General features: G+C 73.0%; 12 protein-coding genes. 7 read left to right on the top strand and 5 right to left on the bottom strand.

Annotated elements, in window-relative coordinates; genetic code table 11:
• The first annotated feature begins 40 nt into the window (after positions 1 to 40).
• The 3 genes from rpsR (at position 41) to FB586_RS19185 (ending at position 1332) form a co-directional block, all read left to right on the top strand.
• Positions 41 to 277: a 30S ribosomal protein S18 gene (gene rpsR, locus FB586_RS01785; RefSeq protein ID WP_136517613.1), complete on the top strand. Its 237-nt coding sequence runs from the start codon at positions 41 to 43 to the stop codon at positions 275 to 277.
• Positions 278 to 291: 14 nt separating this feature from the next.
• Positions 292 to 741 (top strand): 50S ribosomal protein L9, encoded by a 450-nt coding sequence (gene rplI / locus FB586_RS01780; protein WP_136517612.1) that lies wholly within the window; start codon positions 292 to 294, stop codon positions 739 to 741.
• Between the two features lie 198 nt (positions 742 to 939).
• On the top strand, positions 940 to 1332 hold the full coding sequence (locus FB586_RS19185) for a hypothetical protein (RefSeq protein WP_168800396.1): 393 nt from the start codon (positions 940 to 942) through the stop codon (positions 1330 to 1332).
• A 58-nt stretch (positions 1333 to 1390) separates the two neighbouring features.
• On the opposite strand, the gene FB586_RS01770 is transcribed toward FB586_RS19185, so the two are convergent.
• A complete protein-coding gene (locus FB586_RS01770; protein WP_136517611.1) occupies positions 1391 to 2695 on the bottom strand; it encodes an MATE family efflux transporter in 1305 nt (434 codons plus the stop codon).
• A 418-nt stretch (positions 2696 to 3113) separates the two neighbouring features.
• Between FB586_RS01770 and dnaB the strand changes: the two genes are divergently transcribed.
• On the top strand, positions 3114 to 4493 hold the full coding sequence (gene dnaB, locus FB586_RS01765; protein ID WP_136517610.1) for a replicative DNA helicase: 1380 nt from the start codon (positions 3114 to 3116) through the stop codon (positions 4491 to 4493).
• A 510-nt stretch (positions 4494 to 5003) separates the two neighbouring features.
• Here the strand turns inward: dnaB and FB586_RS01760 are convergent.
• A complete protein-coding gene (locus FB586_RS01760) occupies positions 5004 to 5210 on the bottom strand; it encodes a hypothetical protein (protein WP_136517609.1) in 207 nt (68 codons plus the stop codon).
• A 490-nt stretch (positions 5211 to 5700) separates the two neighbouring features.
• Positions 5701 to 6741 carry a lytic polysaccharide monooxygenase gene (locus tag FB586_RS01755; RefSeq protein WP_246036321.1) on the bottom strand — a complete coding sequence of 347 codons (1041 nt, stop codon included), beginning with the start codon at positions 6739 to 6741 and terminating at the stop codon, positions 5701 to 5703.
• 370 nt (positions 6742 to 7111) lie between these two features.
• Between FB586_RS01755 and FB586_RS01750 the strand changes: the two genes are divergently transcribed.
• On the top strand, positions 7112 to 9370 hold the full coding sequence (locus tag FB586_RS01750) for an endo-1,4-beta-xylanase (RefSeq protein WP_136517607.1): 2259 nt from the start codon (positions 7112 to 7114) through the stop codon (positions 9368 to 9370).
• A 56-nt stretch (positions 9371 to 9426) separates the two neighbouring features.
• Here FB586_RS01750 and FB586_RS01745 read toward each other — a convergent pair whose 3' ends face one another.
• A complete protein-coding gene (locus FB586_RS01745) occupies positions 9427 to 10368 on the bottom strand; it encodes a pseudouridine synthase (RefSeq protein WP_136517606.1) in 942 nt (313 codons plus the stop codon).
• 49 nt (positions 10369 to 10417) lie between these two features.
• On the opposite strand from FB586_RS01745, the gene FB586_RS01740 reads away from it, so the two are divergent.
• The gene (locus FB586_RS01740; RefSeq protein WP_136517605.1) at positions 10418 to 11224 is read left to right on the top strand and encodes a Nif3-like dinuclear metal center hexameric protein; all 807 of its coding nucleotides are present in this window, start codon (positions 10418 to 10420) and stop codon (positions 11222 to 11224) included.
• Positions 11225 to 11368: 144 nt separating this feature from the next.
• Here FB586_RS01740 and FB586_RS01735 read toward each other — a convergent pair whose 3' ends face one another.
• Entirely contained in the window at positions 11369 to 12790 is a 1422-nt protein-coding gene (locus tag FB586_RS01735) for a glycoside hydrolase family 10 protein (protein WP_136517604.1), read from the bottom strand.
• Positions 12791 to 13113: 323 nt separating this feature from the next.
• Here FB586_RS01735 and FB586_RS01730 point away from each other — a divergent pair, with 323 nt between their 5' ends.
• Positions 13114 to 13293 carry a hypothetical protein gene (locus tag FB586_RS01730; RefSeq protein WP_136517603.1) on the top strand — a complete coding sequence of 60 codons (180 nt, stop codon included), beginning with the start codon at positions 13114 to 13116 and terminating at the stop codon, positions 13291 to 13293.
• The last annotated feature ends 29 nt before the right edge of the window (positions 13294 to 13322 follow it).

Here is a 13322-nt window from a genome sequence, read left to right as displayed (position 1 = left end):
CACGGCAACGCTCGGGGCTCCACAGACAAGGAGCACCACGATGGCCAAGCCCGTCGTCCGCAAGCCCAAGAAGAAGCAGAACCCCCTGAAGGCCGCCAAGATCGAGACGGTCGACTACAAGGACACGGCTCTGCTCCGCAAGTTCATCTCCGACCGCGGCAAGATCCGCGCCCGTCGCGTCACCGGCGTGTCGGTGCAGGAGCAGCGCGCGATCGCCCGCGCCGTCAAGAACGCCCGCGAGATGGCCCTGCTGCCGTACTCGTCGTCGGCCCGCTGAGGAAGGGGAGACTCATGGCGAAGATCATCCTGACCCACGAGGTCACCGGCCTCGGTGCCCCCGGCGACGTCGTCGAGGTGAAGGACGGGTACGCCCGCAACTACCTCGTCCCGCGCAACCTGGCCACGCCGTGGACCAAGGGCGCCGAGAAGGACGTCACCGCGATCCGCAAGGCCCGCAAGGCCCGCGAGATCGCGTCCCTCGACGACGCCCGTGCCATCCGCGACTCGCTCCAGGCGAACGCGGTCACGGTCACGGCGAAGTCCGGCGAGTCCGGCCGCCTGTTCGGTGCCGTCACCACGGCCGAGATCGCCGAGGCGATCAAGGCCGCCGGTGCCCCGGCCGTCGACAAGCGCAAGATCGAGGTCTCGCAGGCGATCAAGTCGCTCGGCGAGTACAAGGTGCAGGTCCGCCTGCACCCCGAGGTCTCGGCCACGGTGACCGTCAAGGTCGTCGGCGCCTGACCTGCCGCGCCTGACCTCCTCGAGGTGGTACGAGGCCCCGTCCCGGTCCGTCCGGGGCGGGGCCTCGTCGCGTCCGGAGCGCGGTGCCTCCTCCGTCCCCAGGACGAGGACGACATCGGCCGCCGGACGGTGCCCCTGTGCCCCTGGCCGTCGCTAGCGTCAGCCACCGGACGACGGAGGACGGACGAGGAGGTCGGCATGGCCGACGACAGCAACGGTGCCGAGCGCGACGGCGCGCAGACCGGTGGGGACTGGAACGCGCAGGGCGCCGGCGCGGCGTTCCTGCCGATCGGGATCGTGTTCCTGGTGCTCGGGCTGACCCAGGAGGGCAGCTCGTCGTTCACCGCGATCGGGATCGTCTTCCTGGCGCTCGGTCTCGGTGCGACCGGGTCGTGGTGGGTCAGCACGCGTCCGGCGGCGCCGGCGGACCGTCGACGCCGTGGCGACGGGGGCGGGTCCGACGGTGGCGCGGCAGGCGCGGGGTCCTCCGGCGACGGCCGTGACGGGCACGACGGCGGTTCCGGCGGCCATGGCGGCGGCTGGGGCGGCGACGGCGGCTCCGACGGCGGGGGCGGCGGCGGCGGAGACTGACGCGGGCGGACGCCGCGGCGCACCGGCCGCGACTCACGGGCCGCAGGGGCGGGAGCGTCTACGCGCCCGTGACCATCCACGCCGTGCCCCGCGCACGCCATCCGGTGGTCACGGCCCGTGACGCCATGAAGAGGACCGCGAACGCCGCCCACAGCCACGCGAGTCCCGCGGCCCCCGGGGGCGCCCACGCGTGCACGGCGAGCGCGGCGGGCACGTAGACGACGAGGGTCGCGACGCCGGCCCAGGCGAGGAACGGGCCGTCACCCGCGCCGATGAGCACCCCGTCCAGGACGAACACCCAGCCCGCCATGGGCAGCGCGACGGCGGCGACGACGAGGCCGACGACGGCGGCCCGCCGCACGTCGGGGTCGGTGGTGAACAGGCGCACGTACACCGGCGCGAGGACGCCGACGAGCAGACCCATGATCGCCCCCGCCGCGACGCCCCACTGCAGCGTGCGGCGCAGGAGCGCGCGCGTGCGGGGCACGTCCCCCGCGCCGAGCGCGTGCCCGACCAGCGCCTGGGCGGCGATCGCGAGGGCGTCGAGCGCGAACGCGGTCAGCCCCCAGACCGCGTTGACGACCTGGTGCCCGGCCAGGGCCGTGGCACCGAGGCCGGTCGCGACCCACACCGTGAGCAGGATCGCGAGCCGCAGCGTGGCCGTGCGCACGAGCAGCGGGACGCCGGCGCGTGCGTTCGCGAGGATGCCGCCCGCTGCCGGGCGCAGGTCCGCGCCCGCGGCGCGCGCCCCGCGCACGACGACCACGACGAGCGCGACCGCCATCCCGAGCTGCGCGACGGCGGTCCCGAGGCCGGAGCCCGCGATGCCCATGCCGGCGCCGTAGACGAGCACGGCGTTGAGCACGGCGTTGGCGACGGCGCCCGACGCCGCGACGACCAGGGGCGTGCGGGTGTCCTGCAGGCCGCGCAGCGCGCCCGTGGCCGCGAGGACGAGCAGCATGCCGGGCAGGCCGGGGGTGGACCAGCGCAGGTACGCGACGGCCTGCTCGAGGACGCCGCCCGTGGCGCCGAGCGCGGCGAGCAGCCACGGCGCGACGAGCCAGGCGGCCGCTGCGAGCACGAGGCCCAGCCCGAGACCGAGCCAGAGCCCGTCCACACCCGTCTGCATGGCGCCGCGGGCGTCACCGGCGCCGAGGCGCCGGGCGACGGCGGCGGTCGTGGCGTAGGCGAGGAAGACGCAGAGTCCGACGAGCGTGACGAGCACGGTCGAGGCGAGCGCGAGGCCGGCGAGGGCGTCCGTGCCCAGGTGGCCGACGATCGCGGAGTCGACGAGGACGAACAGCGGCTCGGCGACGAGGGCGCCGAGGGCGGGGACGGCGAGGGCGACGATCTGCCGGTCCACACCCGACGGTCGGGCCGCCGGCGACGGGTCGGGGGACGGCTGGGCGGGGGAGTGTGACGCGCGCTCGTCGTCCGCGTGCCGGTTCAGGCGTCCGCCAGGTGGATACGAGACGAACGAATTCCGATCCACAGCACGTGCACAGCGTATGCGCCGGTGGGAGGCGCCGTCCGGACTCGTCCTCGATGTTGTCCACAGGACTGTCCCCATCCTGTGCACACAGGGTCCGGGCGTGAGTCCACAGGCTGTCCACCGGTGCGTGCACAGCGCCGTTTGGGGAGCCGCGGCGCGCCCCCTAGTCTCGCGAGGACAGGTGGCACCGGTGCGCCCGCGCGGCGTGCCGTGCGGCCCCGAGCACTGTCAGCGGCTCCGTGTAGAACAGGCGTTCGACCGGGTGGGACGAGCGAAGAGTGGGTGACAGGTGACCATCGAGGACCTCGAGTACGGCGCACCGCCGGACACGGGCAACCGCGGCGGGGGCGGCTTCGACCGCACGCCGCCGCAGGACCTCGAGGCCGAGCGCTCGGTGCTCGGCGGCATGATGATCAGCAAGGACGCCATCGCCGACGTGATCGAGCAGGTGCGGGGGACGGACTTCTACCGGCCGGCGCACGAGGCGATCTACGACGCGATCATCGACCTGTACGGCCGCGGCGAGCCGGCGGACGCGATCACGGTCTCCGACGAGCTGACCAAGCGCGGCGAGATCGGCCGCATCGGCGGAGCCGCCTACCTGCACACGCTGATCGCGTCGGTCCCCACCGCCGCGAACGCCGGCTTCTACGCGCGCATCGTGCGCGAGCGCTCCATCCTCCGGAAGCTCGTCGAGGCCGGCACCCGCATCGTCCAGCTCGGCTACGCGACCGACGGCGGCGACGTCGACGAGCTCGTCAACAACGCGCAGGCGGAGGTCTACGCGGTCACCGAGCGGCGTGCGTCGGAGGACTACCTGCCGCTGTCGGAGATCATCGGCGGCACGGTCGACGAGATCGAGGCAGCCGGCCACCGCGGCGAGGGCATGATCGGGGTGCCGACCGGCTTCTCCGACCTGGACCGCCTGACGAACGGCCTGCACCCGGGGCAGATGATCGTCATCGCCGCGCGGCCGGCCATCGGCAAGTCGACGGTGGGAATCGACATCGTCCGGTCCGCGGCCATCAAGCACAACATGGCGTCCGTCGTGTTCTCGCTCGAGATGAGCCGCAACGAGATCACGATGCGTCTGCTCTCGGCCGAGGCGCGCGTGCACCTGCAGAAGCTGCGCACGGGTGCGATGGGCGAGGAGGACTGGGCGAAGATCGCGGCGACCATGGGCCGCATCTCCGAGGCGCCGCTCTTCATCGACGACTCGCCGAACATGTCGCTGATGGAGATCCGCGCCAAGTGCCGGCGGCTCAAGCAGCGGCACGACCTCAAGCTCGTCGTCATCGACTACCTCCAGCTGATGACGTCCGGCAAGCGCGTCGAGTCCCGCCAGCAGGAGGTCTCGGAGTTCTCGCGTGCGCTCAAGCTGCTCGCCAAGGAGCTCGAGGTCCCGGTCATCGCGATCTCGCAGCTGAACCGTGGCCCCGAGCAGCGCACCGACAAGCGGCCGGCGATGAGCGACCTGCGTGAGTCAGGCAGCATCGAGCAGGACGCCGACATGGTGATCCTGCTGCACCGCGAGGACGCCTACGAGAAGGAGTCCCCGCGCGCCGGCGAGGCCGACCTGATCGTCGCGAAGCACCGTAACGGCCCGACGGACACGATCACCGTCGCGTTCCAGGGCCACTACTCGCGCTTCGTCGACATGCAGATGTAGCTGACGACCTCTGCGAGGGCGATGTCGAGCTCCCCTCTACTTCGGAAAGCCGCGACGACTTCATTGAATGCGGCGGCTGAATGAGTGGCACGTGGGCGCGCGCCGGTGTCTGGTCAGTGGAGCGGCCCTCAGTCGACCGGCAACCGGCGTACCGGACGGCGACGGACGAACACCTAGGGCACGACGACCAGGCAACGTGCCGCGACGGGCGCCCACATCGATGCGCATACTCGTCGCGAGTGCGGCGAAGTGCGAAGTGCTGGGGAGCTCGTGGCGAGGGTTGGCGAGCTTTCGCAGCTCGCACCGTTCCTGTCCCGGGTTCGGAACGCGTTTCGACGACCGGCATCACCGCGGCCCGGGCGCGCGGCAGCGGGGTGTCGATGTCCGAGCTCGAACATCGACACCCCGCTTCACCGACTGCGGCTCAGATCCCGGATCGGGAAAGATCCGCGGGTGGGTGCGCCGCACCCGACGACGACGTCGGAACTGCGGCTGCCCACCGCGGTGACGTCAGCTGAACCAGTGGAAGAAGTAGGACCGGTTGCCGGCGCGGTCGTACGACACGGAGCACGTGGTGGTGCGCTGCCCGTAGTCGTGGTGCGCGATCCGAGCCCGGTCGCAGGCCGCCTTGGTGGGGTAGTTGCCGGACCAGTGCGTCGCCGCCGACGCGGACGTCGCCCCGCCGACGAAGACGCCGGCGAGCACTCCCGCCGTCACAACTGCGCGTGCGATCTTCCGATGCATCGTGAAGCCCCCTTTGTGGTCGCGTGAAACGCGAGAATGGCATGGATCCTTGATGTCGAGCCTTCGCCTCGGTGCGCGACTCGATATGACGGCGGCCGGCTGCCGGCCACCTCGAGGATTCCAATGCCGGAACGCTATGGGGGTGCGACTCGGCCTGTCAACGGTGACCAGTCCCGAACTTCCCGGCAAGAACGTGCGCCTTTTTGCCGCGACGGGCACGAATGCGATCCCTGCCGCCGAGCCCGAGGTCCGGACCGAGCGACGCGCGGCACCGCGACTTGGCGACATGAGGTGGAGGCTTCTTTCGGCGGCGCCCCCGAAAGCCGATCGGAAAGCCCGCGGCACGGCGGCTGCGCGCGTCCACGGTGCTCGACGCCTGCACCAGGGCCGCACGCCCACCCGGGCGTGCGGCCCTCGTGCGTCAGTGCTCGACGGTCAGTGCTCGGCGATCAGTGCCCGACGGTCACGACGCCGTGCAGGTGGCGCTCAGGTTGCTCGGGCTGCCGCTGCCGAGGAAGCCGGCGGAGGTCGTCGCCCCCGCGGCGAGCTTCCCGTTCCACGACGACGAGGTGATCGTGTTGCCGGAGGCCGTGCCGTTCCACGCCTGGGTGATCGTCGCGCCGTTGATGGTCGCCCTCCAGCCGTTGATCGCGCTGGCCCCGGCCTTCACCGTCACCGTGGCCTGGTAGCCGCCCTGCCAGGAGCTCGCGACGGTCACCGTCGCGGTGCAGGCACCGGCCGGCGTCGTCGGGTTCGGCGCGGGCGTCGTGGGGTTCGGCGCCGGCGTGGTCGGGTCGGGGGCCGGCGTGGTCGGGTTCGGCGCCGGGGTGGTGGGGTCCGGCGCCGGGGTCGTGGGGTTCGGCGTCGGGTTGCCGGTGCCGCCGAAGCTCACGTCGCTGCACTGGTAGTACGGCTGGTCGAGGTGGCTCGCCTGCCAGATCGTGAAGACGACGTGGTGGCCGCGGCGGTCGCTCGGGACGGTGACGTCGGTGACGTACGGGCTCGAGGTGGGGTAGCTCCCGGTCGTCTTCACCAGCTCGAGGTCGGACCACGCGAGTGCCTTCGTCCGGGCGTCGTAGCCCTGCTTGGTGACGTAGATCTTCAGGTAGTCCGCGCCGTGGTTGGACGGGTCGTGCACGGTGAGCCGGAAGCTGTGCGGGCGGGAGGTCGTCTGCCAGGCGCCGGGGACGTCGGCCGCCGCGTAGGTCGGGTTGTTGGCGGAGCAGAGCTTGCCGTTCGGGATCACCTGCTCGTGACGGCCGCCGACGTTCTCCTGGAACATGCCGTTCCAGTTCCACATGGCGTTGGGGTTGCTCTGCCACGCGTTCCAGCACATCGGGTCCTGCGTCTGCATGGCCGGGTCGGTCCACGCCGCGCTCCAGCGGTCGTAGCAGCCGTAGATGCGCGAGGGCGGGTCGGACACGGCGCCGTGCGCCGACGCCGGTGCGGCGAGGACGGCAGAGCCCGCCACCATCGCGGCGCCGAGCGCGAGGGTGCCGGCCACCGCGGTGAGGCGGCGGAGTACTGAGGACCGTGACATGGGTGCCCCTCCGGGACGAGGTCGGTGGAGACGTACGAGGAGCACCCTTCGGCCGCGGGAGCGGGCGCGGCAACGTCCGAAACGCTTGGGGAGCCCTTGACAGCGACGACGCCCCTCGACAACCTGGCAAAGCCGCTGTGCAACAGTGGCAAAATTGCCACCCGCCTCCCCGCGCAACGGTGCGTGGGTCATCACCGGAGGTCCCATGTCGGATCGGCGATCACAGCTCGCAGCGCCCGGAGTGCCGGGCTCCTCACGCAGACCTCCGCGGGCACGGGGGCCGGTCCGGCCCGCACTCGCCACGCTGCTGGCAGGAGTCCTGTCGCTCGCCGCGGTGGGCGCCGGCCAGCAGGCGGTGGCCGCCGCCGAGGCCGAGCTCCCCCCGAGCGGCCAGACGTTCGAGCACTACCCCGCGATGAAGGACGTCTACGAGGACCACTTCTCGTTCGGCATCTTCGGCCGCGGCGAGATGGACGGCCTGGTCCACAACTACGCGTCCTACACCCCGGGCAACGAGATGAAGCCCGAGAGCACGCAGCGGGACAAGGGCGTGTTCACCTTCGACGCGGCGGAGGCGGCCTTCGCGGAGCACGCGGCGCGGAACCCCGACCTGACGTTCTACGGGCACACGCTGGCGTGGCACTCGCAGACGCCCACGTGGATGTGGGACGCGCCCCCGGCGCGGTTCGGCCAGCCCGGCACGTTCGACCGCGCCGTCGCTCTCGAGAACCTGAACACGCACATCGAGACCGTGCTGGGCCACTTCGGCGACCGGCTGGTGGCGATCGACGTGGTGAACGAGGCGGTCGGCACCGCCGACCCGGCCGACTGGCGTGCGTCCCTGGCCAAGGGCGAGGGGTGGTACCAGGCGCTGGGTCACGAGTGGGTCGAGCTCGCGTTCCTCAAGGCGGCCGAGGTGGTCGACGCGCACGGCTGGGACGTGAAGCTCACGTACAACGACTTCGGCCTGGACTCCCCGGCGAAGGCCCGCGTCGTCCACGAGATGGTCAAGGACATCAACGAGCGGTACGCCGGCACACGCCCGGGCGGCAAGCCGCTCATCGAGGTCATCGGCATGCAGGGGCACTACAACCTGGCCACCGACGTAGCGGCCGTCGAGCAGAACATCAAGCTCTTCGCGACGCTCGGGAACGTCGAGGTCCACGTGACCGAGATGGACATCGCCCTGCCGCCCGGCGAGCTGACGCCCGAGAACGAGAACAACCAGGGCGTGAAGTACGCCGAGCTCTTCCGCGTCTACCGCGACCACGCGGCCGGCCCGGCCAACACGACGGGCAACCCGAAGGTCGTCACCGCCGTGAAGCTCGCGGGTGTGCGCGACGTCCGCACCGGCTGGAAGGGCGGTGAGTTCGCCATGCCGTACGACTACGACGGCCGCGCGAAGCTCGCGCTGCTCGGCATCCTGTACCCGGACGAGTTCCTCGCCACGCACGAGTGGATCGACACCTCCGGCGGCGAGGAGCCGGCCCCGGTCCCCGGCGTCCACGTCTTCGACACCTCCGCCGGTGACCCGTGGAGCGGCGCCAACATCGTCCTCGGCGACGACGCGACGGCGTGGCCGTGGTCCACCACGGACGACGGCGAGGTCGCGTTCCGGCCCGAGCCGGGCGGCACCTACCGCTTCACCGTCAACTACACGGCCAAGGGGACGACCGCGATCCGGGTCCGCTGGCTCAAGGACAACACCAACGGCGGCTACACCACCGCCGACGGCGCGCTCGTGAACGCCCACCCGTACTCCGCGAACCAGGTCGCCACGCAGCTCCCGGCGTACTTCAACAGCGGCATGGTCAACATGGGCAGCTACGACCTGGTCAGCGAGATCACCTTCGACGGGTCGCAGCCGGCCGACGGGCTCGTCGGCAACGTCGGCATCCGCGGCGGCGGGGGAGGCAACGCCTTCACGATCAACAGGATCACGGTCGAGCGGATCTCCCCGACGGGCGACGAGCTGCTCGTGACCTGGCCGGGCGCCGTCGCGCCGCCCGCCACGCCGCCTGCGGCGCCCACGGACGTGCGGGCGACCGCCGGGGCCGGCTCCGCGACCGTGTCGTGGACCCCGCCGGCCGACGACGGCGGCAGCCCCGTCACCACCTCGACCGTCACCGCGTCGCCCGGCGGGGCGACGTGCACGACGGAGGGCACGTCCTGCGAGGTCACCGGACTGGCGGCCGGGCGCGCGCACACGTTCACGGTCGTCGCGACGAACGCCGCGGGCGACTCCGCGCCGTCGGCGCCGTCCGCGCCGGTCACGCCCTCGGCTCCGGCCGGGACGCCGCGCGCGGTGGCGCTCACCGTGTCGGGGCAGGCGCAGTGCGTCGACGGACGCCCGCGGGTCACGGTGCGGGTGCGCAACACCGAGCGCGTCCCCGTCGTCGTCGTCGCGACGACCCCGTGGTGGACGGCGGCCGGGACCGTGCTGCCGCCCGGGGCGTCCTTCGAGCGCTCGTGGACGGCACCCGGGAAGACCCTCGAGGCCGGGCACGTGAGCGTCACGGGCGTGAAGGTCGAGGCGTGGCGCGGAGCCCTCACCACCTACGAGGCCGGGCACGCGGGGGCGGCCTGCGGCTGACCCGGCAGCCGTGCGGCGGCGGGGTGCCGGTCTCCTCGGGGGCGGTGCCCCGCCGCTCACCGGGGCGGGCCGACGACCTGCTCGGGAGGCAGCGGCAGCGACCGCACGCTGCGGAACTCGCGCCGCCGCCCGTCGACCGGGTCGGTGAACGCGACCTCGGCGGCGAGGAGCTGCAGCGGCTCCCGGAAGTCGTCCACGGCGACCTCACGCACGACCGGGTACAGCGGGTCGCCCACGATCGGGATCCCCAGCCCCGCCAGGTGGACCCGCAGTTGGTGGGTGCGGCCCGTGCGCGGGCTGAGCCGGTACACCCCGTGGCCGTCGACCTCGCGCTCGAGCTCCACGCGCGTCTCGGCGTTGACCGGGGCGCCGGGCACGACCTCGGCGCGCTGGGTGCCGCGGTCCTTGCGGATGTGGTCGCGCACGACCGTCGGCAGCGGGAGGTCGGCCCGCAGCGGTGCGAGCGCCCGGTAGGTCTTGTCGACGGCGCGGCGCTCGAACCCCGTCTGGTACGCGCCCCGCCAGCGCCGCTCCGTCGTGAGCAGCAGCAGCCCCGACGTCACGCGGTCGAGCCGGTGCAGCGGCGAGAGCTCCGGCAGGTCCAGCTCCGCGCGCAGCCGGACGACGACGCTCTGCACCACGTGCCGGCCGCGGGGGATCGTCGACAGGAACGGCGGCTTGTCGACCACCACGAGCCGCTCGTCCCGGTGGACCACGTGGATCGCGCCGGGCACGACCGGCTCGTCGCGCAGGTCGCGGTGGAACCACACGTGCCGCGCGGGGGCGTACGGGTCGTCGTCGTGCAGCGGGCGGCCGTCCTCGTCGACGAAGCGCCCCTGCGCGAGCAGCCCGGCCACGTCGACGTGCCGGGGGAGGCGGTGGCGCAGCCAGGCGCCCATCGTCGGCCACGGGTCGGGGGCGGTACGGACCCGCGGCGGGGTGCACAGGTGCGCGGCGGCGAGGCCGTGACGTGCCGGGAGCGGCGAGCGGGGCGGCACCCGTCGATGGTACGAGCCCGCCCCGTGACCGCGTCGTAGGGTGACGGCCGTGACGGTCACGGCGCGGCAGGTGGTGGAGCGGATCGGCGCGCACGTCGGGGTGCCGTGGCGCGAGAGGACGGTCGACGAGTTCCTCGCCGGGGACCCGGACGCCCCGGTCCGAGGGGTCGCCGTCACCATGATGGCGACGTTCGACGTGCTGCGTGACGCCGTGGAGCGCGGGCTCGACCTCGTCGTCACGCACGAGCCGCTCTACTTCGACCACCACGGCGCCGCCGGCGCGGAGCTCGCGGCCGAGGGCGACCCGGTCTACGCGGCGAAGTCGGCCTTCGTCGCCGAGCACGGGCTCGTCGTCTTCCACCTGCACGACGTCTGGCACGACCGCCGGCCCGACGGCGTGCTCACCGGCGTCGCGCGCGCGCTCGGCTGGCTCGACGCCGAGCGCCCCGACGTGGAGGGCGTCTACGACCTGCCGCCCACGACCCTCGGCGCCCTCGCCGCGCACGTCGCGCAGGCGCTCGGCGCCCGGGCGCTGCGCTACGTCGGCGACCCCGACGCCCCCGTGCGCACCGTCGGCCTCCAGCCGGGGTTCCACGGCTTCGGCCCGAACCGCCGGCTCCTCGCCCGTCCCGACGTCGACGTGCTCGTCATCGGCGAGGGGCACGAGTGGGAGACGGGGGAGTACGCGGCGGACGCCGTGAGCGCGGGGCTGTGCGCCGGGCTCGTCGTCGTCGGGCACGTGCCGTCCGAGCAGGAGGGCATGGCGGAGGCGGCCCGGTGGCTCGCCGGTCTGGTGCCGGAGGTCCCGGTCGAGCTCGTGCCCACGGCCGACCCGTTCCGGACGGTCGTGCGCTAGCCCTCGCCCCCGCGCCGCGACGCGCCCGCCCCCGCACCGCGCGCAGGGACGACGACGGCGCCCCACCAGCGATCGGTGGGGCGCCGTCGTCGTGCCCGGCTGGAGCCGGTCGTGCCGAGCGGTCAGCTGCGGCGGGAGGTCAGGTCAGGCGCAGGCGAGGGAGCCGGCGGCCGGCGGCGTGCCGTTGCCGATGAACCCGAAGGACGTCGACTGCCCCGCAGCGACCGAGCCGTTGTACGGCGCGTTCGTCACGACGCCGCCGGACAGCACGCCGTTCCAGAGGTTCGACGACGTCACGCCGGAGGGCAGGGTGACCCGCCAGCCGTTCAGGGCGGACGAGCCCGCCCGGACCGTGACGGTGGCCTGGTAGCCGCCGCCCCAGCTGTTGGCGATGGTCAGGCTCGCGGAGCAGGCGCCGCCCGGGTTCTGCGTGGGCTGCTGGGTGGGCTGCTGCGTGGGCTGCTGGGTCGGCTGCTGGGTGGGCTGCTGAGTCGGCTGCTGGGTCGGCTGCTGCGTCGGCGTCACGCCGTTGTTCAGCGTGTTGAGGACCGCGGTGTACGCCGGCTTCTTGTTGCCCTGGCCGTCGAACAGCAGCGGGGTGCCCGAGGCTCGCCACGAGTCGGTGTCCCGCACGCCCCACACCGTGATGCCGGTGCAGCGGGCGACCGCGAGGCAGTCCGCGACGACCTTGGCGTAGGTGTCGGCCTGCGTCTGGCCCGAGCCCTCGATGTCGAGCTCGGTGATCTGGACGTCCACGCCCAGGGCCGCGAAGCTCGACAGCGTCGTGCGGTAGTTGCTCGGGTACGGGCTGCCCGAGTTGAAGTGGGACTGGAGGCCGACGCAGTCGATCGGCACGCCGCGGGCCTTGAAGTCCCGGACCATGTTGTACACGGCCTGGGTCTTGTCCCAGTTCCAGTTGTCGGTGTTGTAGTCGTTGTAGCAGAGCTTCGCGCCCGGGTCGGCGGCGCGGGCGGCGCGGAACGCGGCCTCGATCCAGTCGTTGCCGGTGCGCTGGAGGTTCGAGTCGCGGCGGGCACCACCGTTGCCGTCGGCGAACGCCTCGTTCACGACGTCCCAGGAGTGGATCTTGCCCCGGTAGTGCGTCGCGACCTGCGTGACGTGGTTGAGCATGGCCTGGCGCAGGGCGGTGCCGGACATGTTCTGCATCCAGCCGGGCTGCTGCGAGTGCCAGGCGAGCGCGTGGCCACGGACCTGCTTGCCGTTCTGCAGCGCCCAGTTGACGATCCGGTCGCCGTTGGTGAAGTTGAACTGGTTCTGCGACGGCTCCGTCGCGTCCATCTTCATCTCGTTCTCGGCCGTGATCATGTTGAACTCGCGGTTCGCGATGGTCACGTACGTCGAGTCGCTGAGCTTGTTCGCGGCGATCGCCGTGCCGAAGTAGCGGCCGCGCTCCTCGGCGGCGTCCTGCAGCGTCGAGCCGGCGGCGTGGGCGGGGACGCCCGCGACGGCGGTCACCGCGACGGTCACGACGGCGACGGCGAGCGCGCCCGCGCTGCGGGCGCCGTGACGACGCCCTCGTCCTCGTCCGAGCATGGGTGGGGTCATCATGCCTCCTCGATGAGCCGATCCCCGGATCAACCCTGAGCCGGTCGGCGGTGGTCAACTCTCGGACCTCGCGCTCCCACCGTCGATGGACGTAAACGTTATGGTTCGCGCACTTTCGGGTGTTGCGCCGAAACCGGTAGCGGCGGTGGCGCCGGACGGGCAGCGGCACCGGCGCCGAGCACCGGTCACCCGGGCGCGACCCGCGCGGGTGACACCGCGCACGGCGCACCTCTGGCACGCTGGCGGTCGAGGTGTCGCCCCCCCGGTCACGTGCCGGCCGGCGGGCGACGCTCCCGCGCAGCGGAGCCCGGGGAGGAGGGTCCATGAGCACCCCGTCGACGGACCCCGCCTCCGAAGTCCCGTGGGGGCGGTCGCCCCTGGCCGAGATCCCCGTGCCCCCTTCGCCTCCCTCGGCGGAGCGGGACAGCCGCCTGCCGTACCTGGCGCGCTGGAACGCGACCGTGGAGCAGGCGCGCCGACAGGCGGGGGAGGCCGCGCGGTGACGGCCGGGACGGTCACGGCCCCTACCCCG

This window comes from Cellulomonas telluris (assembly GCF_004886325.1).
In the GTDB taxonomy this organism is placed as follows: domain Bacteria; phylum Actinomycetota; class Actinomycetes; order Actinomycetales; family Cellulomonadaceae; genus Cellulomonas; species Cellulomonas telluris.
The sequence above is the reverse complement of the archived record's forward strand: the minus strand, read 5'-3'. Positions and strand labels throughout refer to the sequence as shown.

What these genes read in the sequence shown, in the direction of transcription:
- rpsR (WP_136517613.1), top strand. Translation starts at nt 41, where the DNA reads ATGGCCAAGCCCGTCGTCCGCAAGCCCAAGAAGAAGCAGAACCCCCTG.
- rplI (WP_136517612.1), top strand. Translation starts at nt 292, where the DNA reads ATGGCGAAGATCATCCTGACCCACGAGGTCACCGGCCTCGGTGCCCCC.
- FB586_RS19185 (WP_168800396.1), top strand. Translation starts at nt 940, where the DNA reads ATGGCCGACGACAGCAACGGTGCCGAGCGCGACGGCGCGCAGACCGGT.
- FB586_RS01735 (WP_136517604.1), bottom strand. Translation starts at nt 12,790, where the DNA reads ATGACCCCACCCATGCTCGGACGAGGACGAGGGCGTCGTCACGGCGCC.
- FB586_RS01730 (WP_136517603.1), top strand. Translation starts at nt 13,114, where the DNA reads ATGAGCACCCCGTCGACGGACCCCGCCTCCGAAGTCCCGTGGGGGCGG.